This is a genomic window from Flavobacterium sp. GNP010, assembly GCF_056428945.1.
Map to the genome: position 1 here is coordinate 1 of NZ_JBWJVK010000015.1, position 23932 is coordinate 23932.

The 23932-nt window shown below is 34.5% G+C and carries 22 protein-coding genes; 13 read left to right on the plus strand and 9 right to left on the minus strand.

All coding sequences use genetic code 11. The annotated features are described in order from the left end of the window. Positions 1–209 precede the first annotated feature (209 nt). Together carB and rpmH are read right to left on the minus strand one after the other, a co-directional pair. Positions 210–3062 carry a carbamoyl-phosphate synthase large subunit gene (carB, locus tag AC061C_RS08005; protein ID WP_478290731.1) on the minus strand — a complete coding sequence of 951 codons (2853 nt, stop codon included), beginning with the start codon at positions 3060–3062 and terminating at the stop codon, positions 210–212. A gap of 153 nt (positions 3063–3215) precedes the next feature. Continuing rightward, positions 3216–3377: a 50S ribosomal protein L34 gene (gene rpmH / locus AC061C_RS08010; RefSeq protein ID WP_007136275.1), complete on the minus strand. Its 162-nt coding sequence runs from the start codon at positions 3375–3377 to the stop codon at positions 3216–3218. Between the two features lie 164 nt (positions 3378–3541). Between rpmH and AC061C_RS08015 the strand changes: the two genes are divergently transcribed. Then, positions 3542–4057 carry a DUF2892 domain-containing protein gene (locus AC061C_RS08015; protein WP_417944136.1) on the plus strand — a complete coding sequence of 172 codons (516 nt, stop codon included), beginning with the start codon at positions 3542–3544 and terminating at the stop codon, positions 4055–4057. 149 nt (positions 4058–4206) lie between these two features. After that, positions 4207–4890, plus strand: a complete 684-nt coding sequence (locus AC061C_RS08020) for a TlpA family protein disulfide reductase (protein WP_478290732.1) — start codon at positions 4207–4209, stop codon at positions 4888–4890. Positions 4891–5067: 177 nt separating this feature from the next. On the opposite strand, the gene AC061C_RS08025 is transcribed toward AC061C_RS08020, so the two are convergent. Continuing rightward, on the minus strand, positions 5068–5733 hold the full coding sequence (locus AC061C_RS08025) for an alpha/beta hydrolase (protein ID WP_478290733.1): 666 nt from the start codon (positions 5731–5733) through the stop codon (positions 5068–5070). Positions 5734–5851: 118 nt separating this feature from the next. On the opposite strand from AC061C_RS08025, the gene AC061C_RS08030 reads away from it, so the two are divergent. After that, positions 5852–6568 carry a pirin family protein gene (locus AC061C_RS08030; RefSeq protein ID WP_478290734.1) on the plus strand — a complete coding sequence of 239 codons (717 nt, stop codon included), beginning with the start codon at positions 5852–5854 and terminating at the stop codon, positions 6566–6568. A gap of 16 nt (positions 6569–6584) precedes the next feature. Then, the gene (locus tag AC061C_RS08035; protein WP_309758510.1) at positions 6585–6869 is read left to right on the plus strand and encodes a GNAT family N-acetyltransferase; all 285 of its coding nucleotides are present in this window, start codon (positions 6585–6587) and stop codon (positions 6867–6869) included. Positions 6870–6926: 57 nt separating this feature from the next. Here the strand turns inward: AC061C_RS08035 and AC061C_RS08040 are convergent, their stop codons facing one another. The 3 genes from AC061C_RS08040 to AC061C_RS08050 form a co-directional block, all read right to left on the minus strand. Next, the gene (locus tag AC061C_RS08040) at positions 6927–8561 is read right to left on the minus strand and encodes an ABC-F family ATP-binding cassette domain-containing protein (protein ID WP_478290735.1); all 1635 of its coding nucleotides are present in this window, start codon (positions 8559–8561) and stop codon (positions 6927–6929) included. A gap of 207 nt (positions 8562–8768) precedes the next feature. Continuing rightward, complete coding sequence (locus AC061C_RS08045) at positions 8769–9944, minus strand: GlmU family protein (protein WP_478290736.1); 1176 nt, start codon at positions 9942–9944, stop codon at positions 8769–8771. A 269-nt stretch (positions 9945–10213) separates the two neighbouring features. Then, on the minus strand, positions 10214–10465 hold the full coding sequence (locus AC061C_RS08050) for a type B 50S ribosomal protein L31 (protein ID WP_066077760.1): 252 nt from the start codon (positions 10463–10465) through the stop codon (positions 10214–10216). 241 nt (positions 10466–10706) lie between these two features. Here AC061C_RS08050 and AC061C_RS08055 point away from each other — a divergent pair, with 241 nt between their 5' ends. The 8 genes from AC061C_RS08055 to AC061C_RS08090 all read left to right on the plus strand — a co-directional run bounded on the left by AC061C_RS08055 (position 10707) and on the right by AC061C_RS08090 (position 18321). Continuing rightward, the gene (locus AC061C_RS08055) at positions 10707–11237 is read left to right on the plus strand and encodes a DUF4199 domain-containing protein (RefSeq protein ID WP_478290737.1); all 531 of its coding nucleotides are present in this window, start codon (positions 10707–10709) and stop codon (positions 11235–11237) included. Between the two features lie 6 nt (positions 11238–11243). After that, a complete protein-coding gene (locus tag AC061C_RS08060) occupies positions 11244–12200 on the plus strand; it encodes a glycosyltransferase family 2 protein (protein ID WP_417971115.1) in 957 nt (318 codons plus the stop codon). Between the two features lie 166 nt (positions 12201–12366). Then, positions 12367–14094, plus strand: coding sequence for a phospho-sugar mutase (locus tag AC061C_RS08065; protein WP_478290738.1), 1728 nt, complete (start codon positions 12367–12369; stop codon positions 14092–14094). Beyond that, positions 14094–15923 (plus strand): ABC transporter ATP-binding protein, encoded by a 1830-nt coding sequence (locus AC061C_RS08070; RefSeq protein WP_478290739.1) that lies wholly within the window; start codon positions 14094–14096, stop codon positions 15921–15923. Before AC061C_RS08065 ends, AC061C_RS08070 begins: the two co-directional genes overlap by 1 nt. 46 nt (positions 15924–15969) lie before the next feature. Continuing rightward, positions 15970–16671 carry a hypothetical protein gene (locus tag AC061C_RS08075; RefSeq protein WP_417971107.1) on the plus strand — a complete coding sequence of 234 codons (702 nt, stop codon included), beginning with the start codon at positions 15970–15972 and terminating at the stop codon, positions 16669–16671. A gap of 274 nt (positions 16672–16945) precedes the next feature. After that, on the plus strand, positions 16946–17188 hold the full coding sequence (locus AC061C_RS08080; protein ID WP_478290740.1) for a hypothetical protein: 243 nt from the start codon (positions 16946–16948) through the stop codon (positions 17186–17188). 65 nt (positions 17189–17253) lie between these two features. Further along, a complete protein-coding gene (locus tag AC061C_RS08085) occupies positions 17254–17508 on the plus strand; it encodes a hypothetical protein (RefSeq protein WP_478290741.1) in 255 nt (84 codons plus the stop codon). Positions 17509–17523: 15 nt separating this feature from the next. Beyond that, positions 17524–18321, plus strand: a complete 798-nt coding sequence (locus AC061C_RS08090) for a DUF3667 domain-containing protein (protein ID WP_478290742.1) — start codon at positions 17524–17526, stop codon at positions 18319–18321. A 132-nt stretch (positions 18322–18453) separates the two neighbouring features. Here AC061C_RS08090 and AC061C_RS08095 read toward each other — a convergent pair whose 3' ends face one another. From AC061C_RS08095 to AC061C_RS08105, 3 genes are all read right to left on the minus strand, one after another. Further along, entirely contained in the window at positions 18454–19176 is a 723-nt protein-coding gene (locus AC061C_RS08095; protein WP_478290743.1) for a hypothetical protein, read from the minus strand. Between the two features lie 110 nt (positions 19177–19286). Further along, positions 19287–21755 carry a TonB-dependent receptor gene (locus AC061C_RS08100; RefSeq protein ID WP_478290744.1) on the minus strand — a complete coding sequence of 823 codons (2469 nt, stop codon included), beginning with the start codon at positions 21753–21755 and terminating at the stop codon, positions 19287–19289. A gap of 14 nt (positions 21756–21769) precedes the next feature. Beyond that, the gene (locus AC061C_RS08105; RefSeq protein ID WP_478290745.1) at positions 21770–23464 is read right to left on the minus strand and encodes a M23 family metallopeptidase; all 1695 of its coding nucleotides are present in this window, start codon (positions 23462–23464) and stop codon (positions 21770–21772) included. Between the two features lie 174 nt (positions 23465–23638). Here AC061C_RS08105 and AC061C_RS08110 point away from each other — a divergent pair, with 174 nt between their 5' ends. Continuing rightward, entirely contained in the window at positions 23639–23929 is a 291-nt protein-coding gene (locus AC061C_RS08110; RefSeq protein WP_478290746.1) for a coiled-coil domain-containing protein, read from the plus strand. Positions 23930–23932 lie beyond the last annotated feature (3 nt).

Below are 23932 nucleotides of genomic sequence, written 5' to 3' on the forward strand. Positions count from 1 at the left end.
TGGTTATTTGATAATTGATGACTTTAAAAACACAAACAACTGAAATTCAACAATTTTTTATTTGACATATAAACCTATTGACAAAATATAGAATTCGCGGGACCAAATGTCTCCGACTTTGACCCCACAACAATAAGCCGCTAACACACGACACTACCCCACAAAAAAAGCCCCGTTTGGGGCTTTTTTCATATACTAAATTCAAGCATTTATTTACTCAAATACATTTTTCTTCTGGAGTACAATTCGTAGAACTGATCATCTTTAAGATCGTCAATAAAGAGGATACTTTCTCCTGTTGATTTCATCTCTGGTCCTAATGCTTTATTCACATTGTGGAACTTACTGAACGAAAATACTGGTTGCTTGATGGCAAATCCTTTCAATTGCGGATTAAAATCAAAGTCGGTTACTTTACTGTGGCCTAACATTACTTTAGTCGCATAGTTCACATACGGTTCGCCGTACGCTTTTGCAATAAATGGAACCGTACGAGACGCTCTAGGATTGGCCTCAATTATGTAAACAATATCATCTTTTATCGCAAACTGGATGTTGATTAAACCTACTGTTCGCAATGCCAAAGCTATTTTCTTAGTATGGTCTTTTATCTGCTGCATCACAAATTCTCCTAAGTTAAAAGGTGGTAGAGTCGCGTTACTATCTCCAGAGTGCACACCACAAGGCTCGATGTGCTCCATAATTCCTATGATGTACACATTTTCTCCGTCGCAAATAGCATCGGCTTCGGCTTCAATCGCGCCATCTAAATAATGGTCTAAAAGCAATTTATTTCCCGGAATCGTTTTCAATAAATTGATTACATGCTCTTCCAGTTCTTGTTTGTTGATTACAATTTTCATTCCCTGACCACCCAACACATACGAAGGACGAATCAATAATGGAAAGTCTAAGGTATCTGCAAGAGCAGCAGCTTCATCAGCTGTTTCTGCAATTCCAAATTGTGGAAATGGAATGTTTAACTCCGTTAAAAGTTCCGAAAAACGACCTCTATCTTCGGCCAAATCCAATGCATCAAAACTAGTGCCTATGATTTTGATTCCGTATTTTGATAATTTCTCTGCTAGTTTCAAAGCAGTTTGCCCTCCCAATTGTACGATAACGCCTTCTGGTTTTTCATGCTGAATAATATCATAAATATGCTCCCAGAAAACTGGTTCAAAATACAATTTATCAGCAGTATCAAAATCGGTCGAAACCGTTTCTGGATTACAGTTGATCATGATGGTCTCGTAACCACATTCTTTGGCGGCAAGTACACCATGCACACAGGAATAATCAAATTCTATTCCTTGTCCAATTCTATTTGGCCCTGAGCCAAGTACAATTATTTTCTTTTTATCTGTAACGATACTTTCGTTGTCAACGTAACGCGTTCCATCTGCTTTTTGTATTTCGGCTTCAAATGTCGAGTAGTAATACGGTGTTTTTGCTTTGAACTCTGCTGCGCAAGTATCAACCAGTTTGAATACACGATTAATGTTCATTGTAGTTCGCAACGTATGCACTTGGCTTTCTAAACAACCCATCATGTGCGCGATTTGTCTGTCTGCAAAACCTTTTTGTTTCGCTTCTAGTAACAATTCTCTTGGCAAAGTTTCAACTTTAAAATTAGAAATTTCTTTTTCTAATGTATAAAGCTCTTCATATTGCTTCAAGAACCACATATCTATTTTTGTAATTTCATGAATGCGGCTCAATGGAATTCCCAATGCGATAGCATCATAAATCACAAAAACACGGTCCCAACTTGCGTAGGTTAGTTTCTCTATAATTTGTTCATAATTGGTGTAGCCTTTTCCGTCAGCTCCTAACCCATTTCTTTTTATTTCAAGTGATTGAGTCGCTTTGTGCAACGCTTCTTGGAACGAACGTCCAATTCCCATTACTTCGCCTACAGATTTCATTTGAAGTCCTAATGTTCGGTCAGCTCCTTCAAATTTATCAAAGTTCCAACGTGGTATTTTTACAATTACATAATCCAATGTCGGTTCGAATAAAGCCGAAGTTGATTTGGTAATTTGGTTTTGCAATTCATCCAAATTGTATCCCAAAGCCAGTTTAGACGCAATTTTCGCAATAGGATAACCCGTTGCTTTTGATGCTAATGCTGAGGAACGCGATACACGAGGATTGATCTCAATGGCTACAATATCTTCTTTTTCATCTGGCGAAACGGCAAACTGCACGTTACATCCTCCAGCAAAATTCCCTATGCTTCGCATCATCAAGATAGCATAATCACGCATTCTTTGGAATGTGGTATCCGATAAAGTCATTGCCGGCGCAACCGTAATCGAATCTCCAGTGTGAATCCCCATTGGGTCCATATTTTCGATCGAACAAATAATCACGACGTTATCATTCTTATCCCTCAATAATTCCAATTCGTATTCTTTCCAGCCCATCAAAGCTTTGTCAATCAGAACCTCATGAATGGGCGACGCCTCAAGACCGCGAGTCAAAAGCTCATCGAAATCTTCTTTTTTATACACAATCGCCGCTCCCGTTCCTCCTAATGTAAACGAAGGACGAATCACTAACGGGAAACCAAATTCCTGTGCAATCTCTTTCCCTCGAAGGTAGGACGTACAAATTTCAGCAGGTGCCGATGGAACATTTATTTTTTTTAGCAATTGCTTAAACTGTTCTCTGTCTTCGGTAATGTTAATGGCGTTAACATCAACACCAATCATTTTTATACCAAAATCAGCCCAAATTCCTTTTTCGTCAGCTTCAAGACACAAGTTCAAAGCCGTTTGTCCGCCCATTGTTGGTAAAACCGCATCAATTTGGGGATGGGCTTTTAAGATTTCAATGATTGATTTGGTTGTCAACGGTTTCAAGTAGATGTGATCTGCCATAGACGGATCAGTCATAATAGTAGCTGGGTTCGAGTTGATTAAGATCACCTCTATTCCCTCTTCACGAATAGAACGAGCAGATTGTGATCCTGCATAATCAAATTCACAGGCTTGACCAATTACTATAGGTCCTGAGCCTATTATCAAAACGGATTTTATGGAATTGTCTTTTGGCATTTTGTAGTGTGTTGTGTAGTTGTTTTTTTTGAAAAGATTAAAGTTACTGCAATCAGTTCTTTTAACTTTAAATCTGGTGTCTTTATTTACCGACTAGGTATAAAAAAAGGCGATACTAAAAAAAGTAACGCCTTATTTATGTTTATACAAACATTATTTTTTGTGTCTTGGTTCACAAGAAACAGTCAATTTATGTCTTCCTTTTGCTCTTCTACGCGCAAGAACTTTTCTTCCATTTGCAGAAGCCATTCTGTCCATAAATCCGTGCTTATTTCTTCTTTTTCTTTTCGATGGTTGAAACGTTCTTTTGCTCATTGCTTTTTATCTTTAAAATCTTATTTATATGTCTTCTTAATTTTGAATAACAGTTATTCTAAAACCGAGTGCAAATATACAAAGACTTTTTTTTCTCACAAGCCCTTTTGTAAAATTATTTTCAATTCATTTTACTATATTTGTGATCTTAAAATAAACCTGCTATGTTTCACAGAAATATTAAACTTATTATCGCCGGACTTATTATCGCTACTGGCATTTGGCAATTTACAGAAAGTAATATTGGTAATGGAATTTTCCTAATAGTATTGAGTGCTATACCCATTTTTCTATACTTTAAAAATGAATTCATTTTACTTGCATTTCTAAAACTAAGAAAACAAGATTTCGAAGGTGCTAAAAAATGGTTGGCTTACATCAAAAATCCAGAAACCGCTTTGGTTCAAAAACAACAAGGATACTTTAATTACCTGCACGGCATCATGCTTTCACAAACCAACATCAACCAAGCAGAGAAATACTTCAAAAAAGCAATTGAACTAGGATTATCTATGGATATGGATTTGGCTGTAGCCAAATTAAACCTCGCAGGTGTAGCAATGACACGCCGACGAAAACTAGAGGCTACCACCTTACTGAATGAAGCTAAAAAGTTAGACAAACAGAATATGTTGAAAGAACAAATTGTGATGATGAAAGAGCAAATGAAGAAAATTTAACACCTGTTTAACAAATTAATTTTAAACCACTTACAATTGTAGGTGGTTTTTTTATGAAATATGCTTTTCATCGTTTTTTTTTACTGTTTAACGATTTTATTGATATTGGTTGATAAATAAAGATAAATTTATGCCATATAGTAAAAATTATGCAGATAAAATTACATATAATACTATTTTTCTTGTGTACTACCAGCATTTATGCGCAAGACAGCATTGTCTACTTTTCTGATGCTGTAAAACTAAATATTAAACCTTATCGCCTAGCAAGTACTTCAGCCTTTGAGAATAAGGACTTTGAAGAAGGAAAGCGATTATTTGATTCACTAGTTCAATACAAACTTAACGGCACTCGGTTTGATGATTTTACTATAAAAGGATATAAATCTAAAAAAGTCGTCTTAAACAAAATAAAAAAAACAATTTTATTAGTCACCTACGCCAGTTGGTGCGTACGCAATAAAGGAGATGCTCCAGCATTGAATGAACTTGCCAACAAATACGCTAATGATTTACAAATTGTTGTTGTATTTTGGGATAAGCGGGAGAATTTGAAGAAAACGGTAAATCAGTTCAACTCTAAAATTAAAATTTGCTACGCGAATGAGGCCTACAGAAATGACTTTAAAATCGTGGCCATTTTAAAACACACAGTAGGATTACCTGCCGCATATTTAATAGACGAAAATAAAAAAGTAGTCAATATCAACCGAATTAAAAATCAAAATAAAATTAAAATTTCTAAGGATGCGGCATTTGCTTTTAGCTACACTCTTTTTGAAGGAATTATTAGACCCAAAAATACCAAATTAAGTTTAATTGACAAGCCTTAATCCTGATCCTGTTACTGTCTATAGTGCAGTTATCAAAAAAAAGCTATTCTACAACACTCCCTTTTTTAGCAAAATGCGACAACCAATACGCCAACAATGAACAAGCACTTGCAATTCTATTAGTGATGAACTGAAAAATAGTTGCACAAATAGTATCTTCTCACTAAACAACCCATACTAAACACTGCCCGTATTGATTATACGCGGTAAATTCTCGTTTAACCATTTGTATTTATTTAAAATCATAATATGAGTGCCTCCCTTGACTACGATACAATCCTTAATATTTTTAATCGGAAAAACATCATCCATATCGCCGTGAATGTGAATTACACTTTCATCAATTACCGTTCTATCCCATAAAACAACTTGCTCTACAGCCCAATTGAGATATCTAATATCCCGAACAGACAAAAACTTTTCATATAACTTAAGGCGTTGGTTTACTTTTTCGCCAAAAGAAAATTTAGCCAAAGACTCTATATTCAAAATCAAACTCATCGGAATAAGTTTATAAGCTTTAGTTGTTTTGGCAAGTTTCAATCTTAGAGGGAATTCTAGATTACTTTTGACACTCGAAATAATAAGTACTTTGCTAGCATTAAGATGTTTTGACATTTCTTGAACCAGAATACCTCCAAACGAAACGCCAATTAAGACTGGATTTTCATGTTTAATTTTCTCAGAAATTCGCTTAGCATAATGAGTCAAGGATTCATTATCTAACGGAATTTCCCATTCTAATAAATAGATTTCAAATGTATCTTTTGGAAGTGCAATTCGTTCAAAAATCAAAGCGCTGGCTGCCAATCCTGGCATAAAATAAACGGGAATTTTACTCATAACTGTTTTAACGATTTTATAACAACTTTACGCTTTTTTATGGTGAATTTTGTATGGTATAAAATTAATTTTTTTATCTGAACTTCGCGTATTATCAACTTTATATTAGCACTACTTTATGACTACACAACTATTCAAAGCCAATACCAGAGGCACAGCTGATTTCGGTTGGCTTAAAGCCAATTTTTCCTTTTCTTTTGGCAATTATTTTAATCCAGAGCGTGTACAATTCGGAAAATTGCGTGTTTTAAATGATGATACCATTGCATCCGGAGCTGGTTTTGGAACCCACGGTCATGCCAATATGGAGATTATTACCATACCACTTGAAGGCGGTTTGATGCACAAAGACAGTATGGGAAATGAAGGTGTCATTCGTTTTGGCGAAGTGCAAGTCATGAGTGCAGGAAGCGGTGTAGAACATTCTGAAATGAATGCTAGTTCTACTGACCATGCAAAAACACTGCAATTATGGGTTTTCCCTGACACTGAGGAAGTTGCGCCCAGATACGACCAGAAATCATTTGATATTGAAAATCAAATCAATACCTTTGTCAACGTTGTTTCACCAAAGGATCAAAATGATGGTAACGCGCTTTGGGTCTACCAAAAAACTTTTTTTCACATAGGAATATTTGACGCCAATAGCAACACAACATATCAGGTTCAAATTCCTAATAACGGTGTTTATTTATTTTTAATCGAAGGTGAAATAACGGTCAATAATCAAATTTTAAAGGCAAGAGATGCCATGGGAATAACCAATTTTGATGCCTTTAACATTAGCATCAATTCCCAATCAAAAATACTTTTGGTCGAAGTACCAATGCAGTAGTAGCAATACAATTCCCATGGAAATTAAAGACAATGCTTTTTCAAGACAATTTGAAACCACAACCGCACAAGGATTAGTTACGGTAGAATACTCCTTTCAAGAAAAGAAAATATTCCTCACCAAAATACACGCTCCAGATGGCTACGAAGACGAGGAATTCCTTACTGATTTTTTAAAAAACATAATGGAAATTGCAATAGAACGAAAATTAAAAGTAGTACCTATTTTGCCCAAAATAGTAGTCTTTTTTAAGAAAAACCCGGTTTACAAAGAATTACTTCCACCTGGAATCCGCCTATAGAAAACGGCTGTGTCATTGAAAACACAGCCGTTTTTATTTATTACAAATTTACTAGAATTACTTTTCAATCTCTCGCATGCTTTCCATTTTCTTGTGAGCCAAGAAACCAGTGATGTCTTCAAAATGCTCTACAACTCGTTTGTTTCCAAATTCAAAAACTTTAGTCGCCAATCCGTCAAGGAAATCCCTATCGTGAGAAACTAAAATTAAAGTTCCATCAAAATCACGTAAAGCATCTTTGATAATGTCTTTGGTTTTCATATCAAGGTGATTCGATGGCTCATCTAGAATCAATACATTAACTGGCTCGAGCAATAATTTTATCATTGCCAAACGGGTTTTCTCTCCACCAGAAAGTACTTTTACCTTCTTGGTAACATCGTCGCCTTGAAACATAAAAGCCCCTAAAATATCTTTGATTTTTGTTCGCACATCACCAACAGCAATATCGTCTATGGTTTCAAAAATAGTAGCGTTTTCATCTAATAACGAAGCTTGGTTTTGCGCAAAATAACCAATTTGTGCATTGTGCCCAACTTCTAAACTTCCACCATTAATTTCAATTTCTTTCATAATGGCTTTGATCATCGTAGATTTTCCTTCACCATTTTTCCCCACGAAAGCTACTTTTTCTCCTCTTTCAATAACGATATTGGCATCTTTGAAAACGACATGATCTCCGTATGATTTTGACAAATCTTTCACGATTACTGGATATTGTCCAGAACGTGCTGCTGGTGGAAATTTTAATTTCAATGCTGATGTATCTACTTCGTCAACCTGCACTATAACTAGTTTCTCCAGCATTTTTACACGGGATTGTACGGCATCGGTTTTTGAAAATGTGCCTTTAAAACGGTCAATAAAAGTCCGGTTATCCGCAATCATGCGTTGTTGCTCGTCATACGCTTTTTGCTGGTGTACCCTTCTGTCTTTTCTTAATTCTAAATAATGAGAATATTTAGCTTTATAGTCATAAATACGTCCCATCGTTACTTCAATAGTCCGATTAGTAATATTATCTACAAAAGCTCTATCGTGTGAAATAACTACGACAGCTTTAGCTGAATTAATCAAAAAATCCTCTAACCATTGAATACTTTCGATATCCATGTGGTTGGTAGGCTCATCTAGCAAAATTAAATCTGGTTTTTGTAATAGGATTTTAGCGAGTTCAATTCGCATTCTCCAACCTCCCGAAAATTCTGTAGTTTGACGGTTAAAGTCTTCCCTAACAAATCCTAGACCAAGTAGAATTTTCTCTACTTCGGCTTCGTAATTTACTTCTTCAATCGCATAAAATTTCTCACTAAGGTCCGAAACGCGTTCGATCAATTTCATGTAGGCATCACTTTCATAATCGGTACGAATCGTTAATTGCTCATTGATTTCGTCTATTTCGGCTTTCATACCAAAGATTTCACCAAACGCTTTTGAGGTTTCTTCCATAACCGTTGCGCCATCAGTAGCCAATAAATGCTGAGGCAAATAAGCTACAATAGCATCTTTTGGCGCCGAAATAGTACCGGTTGAGGGCTTGCTTTGTCCTGCAATTATCTTAAGAAGAGTCGATTTTCCTGCTCCATTTTTACCCATAAGGGCAATTTTATCATTTTCATTTATGGCAAAAGAAACGTCACTAAAAAGCGTTGTTCCACCAAATTGTACGGAAATATCGTTAACTGTAATCATTCAGATTTTTAGATTTTTAGATTTTTAGACTGCTTAGACTACTAGACTCTTAGCAAGATTTTTTTTGAAAGTGCAAAGATAGCTTAAATAAGGAATTGAGCAATTATTAATTTTTTAAGCCAAAAACTAAAAACCGCTAATTCACGAATTTAAAATTAGCGAATTGGCGGTTGATTAATGACTTTTTATATTTTAAAAATGAAGCATTTATTCTTTTCTCCACTTCTTTGTTTCCTCAAAAACGTGTTCTAAAATCGCTGCTTCTCTTTCGTCAAAGTCAACATTTCTGCGAGCCATTACCAATCGAGCGGTTTCAAAAGCTTTTTTAGTGATGTAAGTCGTAAAACCCGAAGCTCCTCCCCAGGAAAAACTCGGCACAAAATTACGCGGAAATCCACTACCAAAAATATTAGCGCTCACGCCTACTACTGTTCCTGTGTTGAACATGGTATTGATACCGCACTTGCTGTGATCTCCCATCATCAAGCCACAAAACTGAAGTCCAGTTTTGGCAAAACCTTCGGTTTCGTAACTCCACAATTTTACCTCTTCGTAATTGTTTTTCAGATTCGAATTGTTACTATCGGCTCCTATATTACACCATTCGCCCAGAACAGAATTTCCTAAAAATCCATCATGTCCCTTATTAGAATAGCCAAATAGAACAGAATTATTTACTTCGCCACCTATTCTTGAATGTGGCCCAACTGTTGTTGCTCCATAAACTTTTGAAGCCAATTTCACTTGTGCATGATCACACAAGGCAAAAGGTCCTCTAATCACAGAGCCTTCCATAATTTCAGCATCCTTACCAATGTATATCGGACCCGTTGATGCATTCAAGGTAACGAATTCTAACTTGGCGCCTTCTTCAATAAATATATTTTCAGGTGCAATAACATTCACGCTTTTAGGAATAGGTTGTGATCTTCTATCTTCAGTCAAGAATTCAAAATCCTCCCGAATAGCTGCGTCATTATTGGAGAAAATATCCCAAGTATGTTGTACTGTCAAGCAATCTTTGTTGTACTCTATAATTTCGTAGGTGTCAAAATCTACTTCTTCTTGCTCGTCATTGGTATAAAAAGCAATGACTTCCTCTCCTTTAAAAATAGCTTGATTGGGTTCTAAATTACTTACCATTTCGGCCAAAACATCGTTAGGCAAAAAAGAGGCATTGATCATCACGTTGACCTCTAGTTCAACCATTGGAAATTTCTCTGACAAATATTCTTCTGTTAACGTAGTTGTGGTAGAACCCAGACGCATTTCCCATTTTTGACGAATGGTCATAATGCCGATAAGAATATCAGCAACAGGGCGTGTGAAAGTAAAAGGCAATAAAGCGTTTCTCGCAGGTCCGTCAAAAAGTATATAATTCATTGTATAGTGTTTCAAATTTTATAAAGGTTCAAAGTTACAAAGATTTGAATAGCAATAAAAATAAAAGACTCTCTTGGGAAAACACGGAAGTTTAAAATATTAAGTGCTATACTTTTTTTGAACCATTAAGGCATTAAGAGTATTAAGGTTGTTGCAAAACTAAAATCAATAGCACCAAAGCACATTAGAACAAAGCAAAAAATAATTGTTTGCGCATAAAAAAACCCCGCAAATTGCGAGGCTTTCTGTATCTTGAAAACAAGTTAAAATTATTTAGCGTGTTTAGCGTATTTAGTTTTGAACTTGTCAATACGTCCTGCAGTATCAATAAGTTTAGATTTACCTGTGTAAAAAGGGTGAGACGTTCTAGAGATCTCCATTTTTACAACTGGGTATTCAACACCATCAACTGTTAATGTTTCTCTTGTATCTGCAGTAGATTTAGTGATAAAAACTTCGTCGTTTGACATGTCTTTAAATGCAACTAATCTGTAATTTTCTGGGTGAATTCCTTTTTTCATCTTGTTAATCTTTTTTATTTGTTAATTATAAGGGACTTTGAAGCTTTTCTTGTAACAGAAAAGGTATAAATCACATATAACTTTTTGTTTTACACTTTTATTTTGAGTGTGCAAATTTACACTATTTTTTCAATAAACAAATCTTTGTTTCACTTTTTTTATATAATCGTAAAAAGCGATTTTTAGCTACGAATATATTGGGAATTGCTATATTTGTCGATTAATTTTAAAACCACCTAAAATGATCAACGAAATTGTCAAAAAAAACGGAATAACTTTTGGAGTTACAATAGGAATAGTTTCTGCATTAATCACAGCAACAATATACGCTGTTGATCTTAATTTGTTTACTTCTTGGTGGATTGGTGCACTTAGCATTTTGACTTATTTAATTTTAGGTATAGTCTTACTTGTTAAGACAAAAAAAGAGTTAAACGGTGTTTTTTCTTTTAAAAATGCGTTTACTACTTATTTCATTGCAATATTAATAGGAATATTAATTTCAGCTTTGTTCAATATTTTACTCTTCAATGTCATTGATCCTTCGGCAAAAGAAACCGTGAATGAATTAATCATTAAGTATACAATGAACATGATGCAAAAGTTAGGAGCACCTGCTTCTTCCATAAATGAAGCTATAGCAAAAATGAAGGAAAATGATCCTTACTCACCTATTCAATTATTAAAAGGCTCCGTTTTTACAATCCTTTTTAGTTCGCTTTTTGGTTTAATTTTGGCAGCATTCTTTAAAAGTAAATCTACACAAGAATAAAAATTAATGAATCTATCTATCCTCATACCGCTTCTTAACGAAGAGGAATCACTTAATGAACTCTATAATTGGATCATACAAGTGATGCAATCTCATAATTACAGTTACGAAATCATTTTTCTAGATGATGGTAGTACCGATAATTCATGGACTATTATCGATGGATTTGCTCAACAAAACCCTAACGTTAAGGGCGTTCGTTTCATGAAAAATTTTGGAAAATCGCAGGCCTTGCATGCTGGTTTTGCTAAAGCTAAAGGTGATGTCATTATTACTATGGATGCTGATTTGCAAGATAGTCCTGAGGAAATTCCTGGCTTGTATGATATGATTGTTAACGGTAAGTACGATTTGGTTTCGGGTTGGAAAAAGAAACGTTACGATTCTGTTGTTGCTAAAAATCTGCCTTCTAAATTATTCAATTGGGCGGCACGAAAAACATCTGGTGTGGAATTGAATGATTTCAATTGTGGCTTGAAAGCCTACAAAAACATTGTTGTAAAAAACATTGAAGTTTCGGGTGAAATGCACCGTTACATTCCTGTATTGGCTAAGAATGCTGGTTTTGGAAAAATTGGTGAAAAAGTAGTGCAACATCAAGCCCGAAAATATGGTGAAACTAAATTTGGAATGGAACGTTTTGTAAACGGTTTTCTGGATTTAATTACCATTTGGTTCCTTTCTCGTTTTGGAAAAAGACCGATGCACCTTTTTGGTGCCATGGGATCCTTGATGTTCATTATAGGATTTATGCTTGCTGGTTATATAGGTATTTCAAAATTATACCACATGTATAATGATATGCGCTACAGCTTGGTTACGAATAATCCTTGGTTTTTCATTGCCTTGACCACAATGGTTTTGGGAACACAATTATTTCTAGCTGGATTCCTTGGTGAAATCATTTTGCGAACCAAAAATAATGAAGAGCGGTATAAGGTATCGAATGAAGTTAATTTTTAATAAATTTATATTCACCAAGAAGTTCTCGATTGCACAATACCTAGCCCTGATAGTAGTGAAAATCCTTTTATTCGCCGCGGCGAATAAAAGATTGCAACGAATAGCAGGATAAAGCTCCTAAAAAATAACTGTAACTACACTTAATTTAGAAACTAAAAATTAAAGTATGGAAATCAAACAAAACATATTGGATGCCTTGAATGAGTGGTTCACCCCAACATTTGACACCGTTACTCAAGAGGCGATAAAAGATATAATGACGACTTCTCCCAAAGACTTGGAAGAGCGGTTTTATAAAAATCTAGAATTTGGAACCGGAGGAATGCGCGGTATTATGGGTGTGGGAAACAATCGCATTAATAAATACACGCTTGGAAAAAGTACGCAAGGACTTTCGGATTACATGCACAGTGCATTTCCTAACCAACCTTTGAAAGCAGCAATTGCGTATGATTGCCGTCATAATAGTGATACCTTAGCGAAAGTAGTAGCAGATGTTTTTTCGGCAAACGGCATTGAAGTATTCTTATTTTCGGAGATGAGACCTACGCCAGAGTTGTCTTTTGCTGTAAAACATTTAGGTTGTCAATGCGGTATTGTACTTACGGCTTCGCACAATCCGCCAGAGTATAACGGATATAAAGTATACTGGCAAGATGGTGGCCAAATTGTACCACCAGAAGACAAAGGCATTATTGATGTAATTGAGAATTTAAATTACGATCAGATCAAGTTTACGGCCAATGAAGATTTAATTCATTACATCGATACAGCAGTTGATGAAGCTTTTATAAAATCGACTATTGAAAACGCAAGTTTTGGTACTTCGGCTGACGCCAAAAAAGAACTGAATATAGTTTTTACCTCTTTGCACGGTACTTCTATAAAATTAGTTCCAGATACTTTATCGCAAGCGGGTTATTCACAAGTACATATTGTAGAAGAACAACGCGTGCCAAATGGTGATTTCCCTACGGTAAAGTCTCCGAATCCTGAAGAGCCAGAAGCATTGACGATGGCACTAGCATTAGCAGATAAAACAAATGCAGATATTGTGGTAGGAACCGATCCTGATTGTGACCGTTTAGGGGTTGCTGTTAGAGATAATAATGGCAAAATGACTTTGCTAAACGGCAATCAAACTATGATTTTGATGACTGCTTTCCTACTTGAAGAATGGAAAAAAGCGGGAAAAATTAACGGAAAACAATTTGTAGGCTCGACCATTGTATCAACACCAATGATGATGGAATTGGCCACTAATTACGGTGTAGAATGTAAAGTAGGTTTGACTGGTTTTAAATGGATTGCCAAGATGATCAAAGATTTTCCCGAGCTTGAATTTATAGGTGGTGGTGAGGAAAGTTTTGGATATATGGTTGGCGATGCAGTGCGTGATAAAGATGCTGTAGCGGCTACCTTATTGATTTGCGAATTAGCGGCTCAAGCCAAAGCTAAAGGAAGCTCCGTTTATAAAGAACTACTTAAACTTTATGTTGATAACGGATTTTACAAAGAACATTTAGTTTCATTGACCAAAAAAGGAATGGACGGTTTGCAAGAAATCAATCAGATGATGATTGACATGAGAGAAAATCCATTGAAAGAGATTAACGGACAGCGTGTCATTATGCTCGAAGATTATCAATCCTCTATCGCAAAAAACTTGCTGGACGGAAGCGAATCTGAGATGGTTATTCCAAAATCGAATGTGTTGATTTATTACACTGAAGATGGATCTAAAATTTGCGCCAGACCAAGTGGAACCGAACCAAAGATAAAATTCTATATTAGTGTAAATACAGAATTAAATGCTGTTGAAGATTTTGACGAAGTAGAAGCTGATCTAGACAACAAGATCAAAAACATAATTACTGCAATGCAATTGAACTAATGGATGCAAACCTAAAAAAATTATTTCCTTTTACTAAACCGTATCAGTCTCATATTACGTGGAATGTGATTTACAACATATTGTATGCGTTGTTTAGCACTATTTCTATGTTGACACTGTTTCCGGTTTTACAGGTGCTTTTTGGAAAAACAGAAAAAGTATTAGCTCAGCCTGTATATGCAGGAATAGGAAGTATTAAAGAATACGTAATTGATTATTTGAATTTCAAAATTTCAAGTTTATCAGCAGGAGAAAGTACTGAAATCGTATTACTTTTTGTTGTAGCAATGGTTATTACCACATTTTTTATTAAAAATTTATTCAATTATTTGGCTTCCTATCATATCATGCATCTTAAAAACGGCGTTTTGAAAGATTTGAGACAATCGATGTATGATAAAATTATTGAGTTGCCCATTTCATACTATTCAGAAAAACGAAAAGGAGATATGATGGCGCGCATGCTAGGCGATGTCAATGAGGTTCAAAATTCTTTTTTCTCTATTCTAGAATTAGTAGTAAAAGAGCCTTTAACTATCATTTTTGCTTTAGGAATGATGTTTGCCATCAGTACGAAATTAACTTTATTTGTCTTGATATTCATGCCGATTTCGGGATATATTATTTCAAAATTAGCGAAGAATTTAAGAGCACAATCACTGGAAGCCCAAAAAGAAAGTGGATCACTCATATCAGTTGTAGAGGAAACGTTAGGCGGTCTTAAAGTTATAAAAAGTTATAATGCTGAGCCTTCTTTTAAAAGTAGATTTAACGATTCAGTGACACGATTATTGAATTTAACGAACAGTATAGGAAGCCGCAACAACTTGGCTACTCCATTAAGCGAATTTCTGGGTGTAACTACTATAGCCATTTTACTTTTTTACGGAGGCCTTTTAGTTTTAAATGACAAAACATTAGATGGCGCTTCTTTTATTGTCTATTTGACATTAGCGTTTAACATCCTTACTCCGGCGAAAGCAATTTCAAAAGCATCGTATTCAGTTAAAAATGGCTTGGCCGCTGCAGAACGTGTTTTTGAAGTATTAGATGTAGAAAACGAAATCACCTCTAAAGAAAATGCCATTCAAAAATATTCATTTGAATCAGATATTACTATTTCAAACATCAACTTTAAGTACGAGGATGAGAACGTTTTAAAAGACTTTTCGCTTCAAGTCAAAAAAGGCCAAACAGTAGCGCTAGTGGGACAATCTGGTAGTGGAAAAAGTACCATAGCCAATTTGCTGACCCGTTTTTATGATGTACATGAAGGAACGATTACCATAGATGGAATAAACATTAAAGACCTCCATTTAAACTCGCTTCGCGGATTAATGGGTTTGGTAACACAGGACAGTATCTTGTTTAACGATACCATAAAAGCGAATATTTCATTGGGGAAACCGGATGCAACTGATGAGGAAATTATTGAAGCCCTGAAAATTGCAAATGCATTTGAGTTTGTAAAAGATTTACCAAAAGGCATTTATACTAACATTGGCGATAGCGGAAACAAACTTTCTGGCGGACAAAAACAGCGTTTATCTATTGCGCGTGCGGTCTTGAAAAATCCTCCGATTATGATTCTAGATGAAGCCACATCCGCATTGGATACAGAAAGCGAGAAATTTGTTCAGGTCGCTTTAGAAAACATGATGCAAAACAGAACTTCAATTGTCATCGCACACCGGCTCTCAACCATTCAAAAAGCAGATGTGATTGTGGTAATGAAAAAAGGAAGAATTGTAGAGCAAGGCAATCATGAAGAACTGATTGCGCTTCAAGGTGTTTACAACAAACTAGTAAGCTTGCAATCGCTTGAGTAGTTTTAAAAACAGAAATTGATCTTTTTTAAAAGTTAACAGCTATAAAATGTACATCAACAATTCAGCTATCAAACTTCCTACTGATCCCAACACCGTGGTTTGGAAATACCTTGATTTGTCTAAGTTTTTAGATTTATTGCTGTCGCAAAAACTATTCATGTCACGATCTGATAAATTCGAAGATCAGTATGAAGGTACTTTTAGCGAACCTACTTTTGAGGAGATTAAAAAACTGTCAATTGACAATCCCGACTTTTTAAAATACTATAAAATACATCGGGAGAAAGTAGCCATTAGTAGCTGGCACATTAATGAATACGAATCTTTTGCCATGTGGCAGATCTTTACGCAAAATAGCGAAGGCTTGGCAATTCAATCCACAATTGGGCGTTTGCAGGAAGCATTAGCACCAGAAATAAATTTCAATCAATATATCGGCGAGGTAAATTATATTGATTACAAAAAAGAACACATTCCGTTTGACGATTTATTTTTTCCTTTTCTATTCAAACGGAAAAGTTTTCAATACGAAGGTGAAGTACGCATCCTGACTGATATTGGCGACAGTACAGTAAAAATCAACGAAGGTTTAAAAATCAATGTTGATATTAACGTATTAATCGAAAAAATATACATTCATCCCAAATCTGAAAACTGGTATAAAAATTTGGTTATTCAGTTAGTAAAACAACTGGGATTTGATTTCACTATTGAAAAATCAGATTTGGAAAGCGATATTTTGATTTGAATCAAAAACTTCGAAAAATTGCAATTGGATGGAACCATTTTAGGATCTTTCCAAATCAATAAATCAAGATTCTTTATAATTTTGATGATAATGCTACTTTTTACTTTATCACCCGATTAATCTCACGATAATTATTGCAATATCAAATTATTAGGAGAGAAAAATAGTAACATCACAACTATACTTTATTTGAAACAAGTAAGGATTATTTACTATTTTGATGTATTTTCGCATCAAAACTGCAACAGATTCGATAATCAAAAAAATAAAACAGATGAATTTAAAAAACTTGACTAACGAAGAACTATCAATAGAATATAATAAAAGAAAATCAACGCGCACATTTGCTGGATTTTATGTTGGAATATTTATTGGTATTGCAGTTTGGAGTACCGCGACAAACGGACTTGGATTTTTAACTTTCTTGCCCATTTTGGTGGGATATTTTTTCACAAAAGCAGGTTCGAATTACAATGAGATTAAACAAGAAATGTCATTTAGAAAAAGTAATCAGTAAGACATTTTTAAGCTATTGCATATCAAAAAACTAACCATTTATAAAATTTAAATTAACTCGCAAGTATGAAAAAAAACTTAGCAGAATTATCAAATGAAGAACTTTTAAAAAAAAGAGATTTGATGAAAGGAGTAGCAATTGGGTTTTCAATAATATATCTTTTTGTTCTGGCTCTCATCCTTTACCTTCTCCTTACAAGAGGTTTTAAAAATATTTCACTTGTTGTATTCGTCCCGATTTTCCTTTCACCTACAATATTAATGCCTTTACTGCTCTATTTTGGAATGCTAAAAAAAGAGATTAAATCTAGACAACTTTAATTTACCTCAACATCAATGGAACAAAATTGCCAAAACTGTAACACACTAATTTTAAATAACTTCTGCGATAATTGTGGTCAGAAAAAATTTAAAAAAATAGATAAAAAATATATTTGGGATGAAATTCAATATACTTTTTTACACACTAACAAAGGTTTTTTATACTCTGTAAAAAATATTATCAAAAATCCAGGGAAAACAGCGAGAGCTTTTATTGATGGGAATAGAGTAAATCATTACAAACCAATATTGTTAGTATTTGTGTTAAGTGGTATCTCCACTTTTATATCTGTAAAAATAATTGGTTTTGAGAAAATCATGAGTGCTTTTTATGCTAAGGAAACTCTCAACTCTGCATACATGAATGATGTAATTACCTTTCTTAAAAGTTACAATTCAATTTTAATGTTATTGCTTGTACCCGTTTTTGCCTTTACAACCAAACTTGCGTTTAAAAAATGGGGAAATAACTATTATGAACACGTAGTAATAAATGCTTATATCGTATGTGTTTACACTCTTTTTAGCATATTGATAATTAGTCCGTTACTATTTATTTTCAAAAATAATATGGACTACTTTACAGTGATCTCAAGTTTGACAATGTTAAGTATTCCTTTTATTTTGGTTTGGTTTTTCAAAGGATTTTATCCCATCAAGCCACTAAAAAGTATTATTGGCCGTATGCTTTTAACTTTTACTTTCTTATGCACTTTGTTTGTACTTATAATGATACTTTCGGTCATTGGAGGTGTTGTTTTTGCCATGATCGCTGGTCCAGAATCATTAGAGTATTTCAAGCCAAAACAATAGCGTAACGTGCTGGTAAAAGTCAAAATTATTGGTAAAAAATCCGATCATACAATTAGTAAAACAACTGGGATTTGATTTCACCATTGAAAAATCAGATTTGGAAAGTGACATTTTGATTTAGAACAAAGCGTATTAAACCGGCTCGTAACCTATAATTTTCCATTCTTTTTTAGACAAATCAATGTAATAGTAATTTACTACGTCTTTCTTATCAAACTGTCCGTTTTTGTTGGTATCTTCAACCGTTCTATAGTACAAACGGTTATTAGATTCAATCAATTTCCAATCGATTAATTCCTGAAAATCAGATGATATTTTAGTGAATTTTTCGCCGCTGATTTTGCTTAAATACAATGCTTTAATATCACTCGTATCCAATTTTCCATCTTTATTGGTATCCATGTCCACCATCGTGTACACCATAATCTGGTTATTGGTTTTATTTGCAACCGACTTTAAATAAGTGGCTGTTTGAATCAAAACAGGCTTTTCTGTTAGTTTTTTAATAGAATCAGAATCTACTTTTTGAAATTTTAAATTTTGCAAGAAACCCGTGATTTCAAATTCACCATAATTCGATATCGTAAAACTCAAATCATTTACACTAGAGGAACCATATCTAGACTTCACGCCTCGTTCCCGAATGCTTAAATCCCCAACAGGATGAATTAAATAATCTGTTCCTTCCATTTGCAATGGCAAATCAGCAATTTGTATTTGAGTAGAATCCGCCTTAACTAGCTCTCTTGCTTTGCTAGTTTCATCGTACGTCACTTTGGGTTTTTCAACTTCCTCTTTGCAACTGGCTAAAAGCAAAATTGCAATTCCTACTATTGTTATATGTAGTTTTTTCATTTTGTTGTACTATTAATATCCAAATGTAATCATTTTTAAAAAATGGTAACGGTATTAGCCACTTGATTTAACTATTTATAATTGGGTCAACCTAGCCTTAATTATATCGTTTATAACTTAGCAGTAAGCTTAACATTAAAAACTCGCGTTGTCATATAATTGGGAATTGCATATTGATTTTTAGAATAAACGTCCCGAACCCAAGTATTGGTGATGGCGTTTTGGTTGTCAAAAAGATTGAAAATTTCTAATCCTATTGCCAATTCTTGGAAATCTTTGAACAAACCCGAATCTCTTTTAACTGTAGTGTTATCAATAAAAACCTTAGAAAAACCCACATCTACGCGACGGTAATCATTCAATCTATTTTGGTACAAATACGGATCAGCATACGATGGCGAACCTCCAGGCAATCCAGTGTTGTAAACCAGGTTCAGATATAGTTTAATACTAGGAATATTAGGCATATAGTCTTGAAAAAGCATTCCAAATTTCAATCGTTGATCCGTAGGTCTGGCAATAAATCCTCTGTCATTACTATTTTCTTCTGTTTTCAAATAACCAAAACTAATCCAGGATTCCGTTCCAGGTACAAACTCTCCATTTAAGCGAACATCTAATCCTTGTGCGTAAGCAGTTGCGTCATTATTGGCTGCATAGCGTATGCGAACATTATCAATCGTATACGTATTTACATTGGTTAGCGATTTATAATACAACTCCGAAACTAATTTAAAAGGACGATTCCACATTTTGAAACTATAGTCATTTCCCAAAACAAAATGTACTGATTGTTGTGCTTTAATATTGGGTTGTACCGTTCCAGTAGCATCTCTCAACTCCCTGTAAAATGGCGGCTGATGGTACAAACCTCCTGAAATTCTAAAAACCATATCCTTTTCCCAGTCTGGTTTAATAGCAAACTGTACTCGAGGACTCACCGTTATTTGAGATTTTGTTGTTGTCGAGGCACCTAACACCTCCCAATTGTGCGCACGAACTCCTGCATTATACCATACTTGACTTGCACCAATATTCGATTTCAAACTCCATTGCGCATAACCTGAAAATCTATTAATCGAGTTAAAATTTGTAGCACGTATATTTTGATACGGAACGAGTGGTCCTGTGTAAGGCGTGTACGGCTGGTCATTCCTTGGCAAATCAATAATTGGTGGATTCAAAGAGAAACCAGCGGAATCAATAACCTCCCACTCTATTATTCGGTCACGTATAGATTCTCGTGTGTATTTTATTCCCCATTCTAATTGGTTTTCTTTCCAATCATGAAATCCTTTTATCTCCGTGTTTACAATCAAAGCATCTAAATCATTTCTCGCATGACTCAGCTGTGATCCTATACCTCTGGTGAAAGCTACATCGCCAAAAGTTTCAGAACCAATATTAGAATCTACTTCGCCCAAACGGTATTGAGCGAAAATGTCAAAATATTCTTGTTCTAAAGTATGAAAAATCGAACCAATAAATTTTAATGTGAAATTATCGGAGGCATTAAAAGTTGTTTTTAAAGCACCAAAATACGTATCGTACTTATCCTTTTCTTGCCCTTCGTAAAAAACAGTCAATGCCATAGGATTGTCTATGGTTCCAAAGTTAGTCTGTCTCGTTAATGGCTGGTATTGGTATTTATTTTGAGAAATATTACCTAGAAAACTCCATTGCCATTTTGCAGAAGCCTGAAAGTTTATATTGGTTTGAATGTCCGCAAAGGAAGGCGTAAAATTAGTTTGTGTTTCCTGACTATTTACCAAAAGGCTATTGTTGCGGTATCGAACTCCAGTTACTGCCGACCATTTTTTATCTTTAGAAACGGCATCAACTGAAAGACTTCCGCCAAGAAAACTGGCTTCTAGGCTTGCGCCAAATTGAACTGGCTTTCTATACGTAATATCTAATACTGATGATAATTTGTCGCCAAACTTTGCTTGAAAACCTCCTGCAGAGAAATCAACATTTTGAACCAAATCTGTATTAGTAAAACTCAGTCCTTCTTGTTGCCCCGAACGAACTAAAAACGGGCGATACACTTCGATTTCATTAACATAAACCAAATTCTCGTCATAATTTCCACCACGCACGGCATATTGTGTACTCAATTCATTATTAGAGTTTACGCCCGGCAAGGTTTTTAAAATATTTTCGATTCCTGCATTTGCTCCTGGAATTTTCCGAATCACTTCGGGCTCAATCGTAGTGATTCCTTGCACCAACTTTTTGTTATTTGCTGTAACAATCACTTCACCCATTTGCTCCTCTTGATCACTCATCACGGGATTAAACTCTTTTTGCTCATTAGAATCCAAAGAAAAAATGATAGTTATTTTCTTTAAAGAGATGTGTGTAAAAATGATAGTAATATTTTGATTTGCTGGAACTTTTAAATCGTAAAAACCATTTTTATTAGTCTGGGTACCACTACTTGAATACGAAACATTCACGTTTTCAACGGGACGATTATTCTTATCTAACACAACACCTTTTATCCGTGCTGTTTGTGCCGTTATTATTAAAGTAATAAAGAAAAAAAAGACTAGTGGTATACGTTGTTTCGGACTCAAAGGGTATGATTTAATTATTTTTGACTTCTAAAAAAGCGACTTTCAAAGGTAGTTGAATTTCCTACGTTATCCACCACGATAACTTTTAAATCATTAGCACCTTCTGCCACAATTCCATCATTAAAATAATGCGTTAGTTTTCTAGTTTTGTTATCATATTCGAATAATACCCACTTGCCGTTTAAATAGCCATTATATGATTTTATTCCTGACAAATTATCAGCTATGGATAACTGAATTGTTTTTTGATCGCTAATCCATTTACCATCAATAGGAAATACTGAACTGATGGTTGGGGCAACCGTATCTGAAACCAAAGCGTATTTACCTAAAATTTTAACTTTGGTATTGAAAACACTGTCTTTTCTATACGTAAGATTGTAATTTATTTTTTTACCGTCAATTCTCCCGATAAACATTTTTTCTTTTTGTGCTTCAGTCGACTTGGAGTCTTCAATAGAAATTGTAAAATTAGCGTGCGCTGGAACCGTATCCTCATGTAAAAAAAGAGTGTCATTTTTTACATCAAAATTAAAGTTGAAATCTTCGTAAAAAGTCCCTGCCGGTATAAAAACGGACATATTTTCAAGAGCAAAATTAGTATCTGTTTTTGCCCTTACCATATATTTAGATGGGAGTGCATCCGTTGCTATTATTGTGGGTAACAAATCATAATGAATTGGAATAGATACTATTTTTTTATTTCCAAAAAAATCGGATACCTCAATGCGATACAGCGATGCGAGATTAGGAGATACTTGCAACACCCCTTTATTTTCATCCGCTTGTATAATACTCAAATCAAAAGGTGTTTTCATAAACAATTGCTGCACCCGCTGTTGTGTCTTTTTATACTTAGAATAGTCAATTAGCGCATTAATGTATCGCATATCATCAAACGAATAGGTTTTAAATTCATAACCAAAATTTGGTTTCCCATTATAAAAAGATTGTACTTTGAACACGCCATTATTATTAAAAGAAACATCATCGGTATCGTAAGTCGAAATACCAAAACCAATGGCACCATTGGCCACAACTTTGTCTGCCAAATAAGTACCGTCTTTTTGCAAGGAAACATTTAACAATACAGGTCTTTTAGAACGATTTACTGATGTTTTTGAGTCTAAAGGGTATACATAAAGACCAGAAATTATTGGTTTTTTAGTATCTTTTACAAATGCATCATATCCAAAAAGCATTGGATTAATAACAAATTCAGTTTTCGTATCCCGAAATTCAAAATGCAAATGTGGCCCTTCAGAAGCTCCTGTATTTCCGGAAAAGGCGATAACTTCTCCTTTTTTTATCAGCAATTCATCAGGCTTAAAAAACATTTCAATTTCAAAGGACTGCTCTTTATAGTGGGTCTTTTTAATGAATTGTTCGATGGCGCCGTTGGCTGATTTTAAATGTCCATAAACCGAAGTGTACCCATTAGGATGATTAATGTAGATTGTTTTCCCGTTGCCAAAAGTGGATATTTTAATTCTGGATACATATCCATCAGCTACTGCATAAACACGCAACCCTTCTTTTTGTTGTGTTTTTAAATCAAAACCAGCATGAAAATGATTGGGTCTTAACTCTCCAAAATTTCCAGATAACTGCATCGGAATATCTAAAGGTGACCTAAAATAATCTTTTGGATAATCTACTTGTGCAAAAAGTGACACACCTAAAAATAAAAAAAATAGGGAAAATTTCATCATTTACATTTTTGCTAAGATAAAAAAAGTATTCAAAAGAACACTAAAAAAAATAGAGTGTAACCCTTTGTAAAACGGCTACTTAATTAATTTAATGCAAAAAAAATAATAAAATATTGCAGAATTAAAAAGGAATACTAACTTTGTATGATTATGTAATGAATAGGATATATAATGAGTGCAATTGCAGAATTTATTGATACTCTTGAGGATAAGATTGAAAAACTTTTTACAAAAATGAAGAGTTTAGAAATAAATAATCAAGATTTAAAAAACGAATTAATAAAAACAGCATCGATAATACAAAATCAATCCATGGAGATTGAAGCCTTAAAAACGCAGTATGAAACACTCAAAATTGCCAATACATTACTAGGCAGTGACGATAATAAAAGAGATACGAAGCTTAAAATAAATTCATTAATTCGCGAAATTGATTACTGCATAGCCCAGCTATCAGATTAACAT

What these genes read in the sequence shown, in the direction of transcription:
- AC061C_RS08080 (WP_478290740.1), top strand. Translation starts at nt 16,946, where the DNA reads ATGAATTTAAAAAACTTGACTAACGAAGAACTATCAATAGAATATAAT.
- AC061C_RS08035 (WP_309758510.1), top strand. Translation starts at nt 6,585, where the DNA reads ATGGAAATTAAAGACAATGCTTTTTCAAGACAATTTGAAACCACAACC.
- AC061C_RS08075 (WP_417971107.1), top strand. Translation starts at nt 15,970, where the DNA reads ATGTACATCAACAATTCAGCTATCAAACTTCCTACTGATCCCAACACC.
- AC061C_RS08085 (WP_478290741.1), top strand. Translation starts at nt 17,254, where the DNA reads ATGAAAAAAAACTTAGCAGAATTATCAAATGAAGAACTTTTAAAAAAA.
- AC061C_RS08050 (WP_066077760.1), bottom strand. Translation starts at nt 10,465, where the DNA reads ATGAAAAAAGGAATTCACCCAGAAAATTACAGATTAGTTGCATTTAAA.
- AC061C_RS08090 (WP_478290742.1), top strand. Translation starts at nt 17,524, where the DNA reads ATGGAACAAAATTGCCAAAACTGTAACACACTAATTTTAAATAACTTC.
- AC061C_RS08095 (WP_478290743.1), bottom strand. Translation starts at nt 19,176, where the DNA reads ATGAAAAAACTACATATAACAATAGTAGGAATTGCAATTTTGCTTTTA.
- AC061C_RS08030 (WP_478290734.1), top strand. Translation starts at nt 5,852, where the DNA reads ATGACTACACAACTATTCAAAGCCAATACCAGAGGCACAGCTGATTTC.
- AC061C_RS08065 (WP_478290738.1), top strand. Translation starts at nt 12,367, where the DNA reads ATGGAAATCAAACAAAACATATTGGATGCCTTGAATGAGTGGTTCACC.
- AC061C_RS08020 (WP_478290732.1), top strand. Translation starts at nt 4,207, where the DNA reads ATGCAGATAAAATTACATATAATACTATTTTTCTTGTGTACTACCAGC.
- AC061C_RS08070 (WP_478290739.1), top strand. Translation starts at nt 14,094, where the DNA reads ATGGATGCAAACCTAAAAAAATTATTTCCTTTTACTAAACCGTATCAG.
- AC061C_RS08040 (WP_478290735.1), bottom strand. Translation starts at nt 8,561, where the DNA reads ATGATTACAGTTAACGATATTTCCGTACAATTTGGTGGAACAACGCTT.
- AC061C_RS08015 (WP_417944136.1), top strand. Translation starts at nt 3,542, where the DNA reads ATGTTTCACAGAAATATTAAACTTATTATCGCCGGACTTATTATCGCT.
- AC061C_RS08045 (WP_478290736.1), bottom strand. Translation starts at nt 9,944, where the DNA reads ATGAATTATATACTTTTTGACGGACCTGCGAGAAACGCTTTATTGCCT.
- AC061C_RS08060 (WP_417971115.1), top strand. Translation starts at nt 11,244, where the DNA reads ATGAATCTATCTATCCTCATACCGCTTCTTAACGAAGAGGAATCACTT.
- AC061C_RS08105 (WP_478290745.1), bottom strand. Translation starts at nt 23,464, where the DNA reads ATGAAATTTTCCCTATTTTTTTTATTTTTAGGTGTGTCACTTTTTGCA.
- AC061C_RS08055 (WP_478290737.1), top strand. Translation starts at nt 10,707, where the DNA reads ATGATCAACGAAATTGTCAAAAAAAACGGAATAACTTTTGGAGTTACA.
- rpmH (WP_007136275.1), bottom strand. Translation starts at nt 3,377, where the DNA reads ATGAGCAAAAGAACGTTTCAACCATCGAAAAGAAAAAGAAGAAATAAG.
- AC061C_RS08025 (WP_478290733.1), bottom strand. Translation starts at nt 5,733, where the DNA reads ATGAGTAAAATTCCCGTTTATTTTATGCCAGGATTGGCAGCCAGCGCT.
- carB (WP_478290731.1), bottom strand. Translation starts at nt 3,062, where the DNA reads ATGCCAAAAGACAATTCCATAAAATCCGTTTTGATAATAGGCTCAGGA.
- AC061C_RS08110 (WP_478290746.1), top strand. Translation starts at nt 23,639, where the DNA reads ATGAGTGCAATTGCAGAATTTATTGATACTCTTGAGGATAAGATTGAA.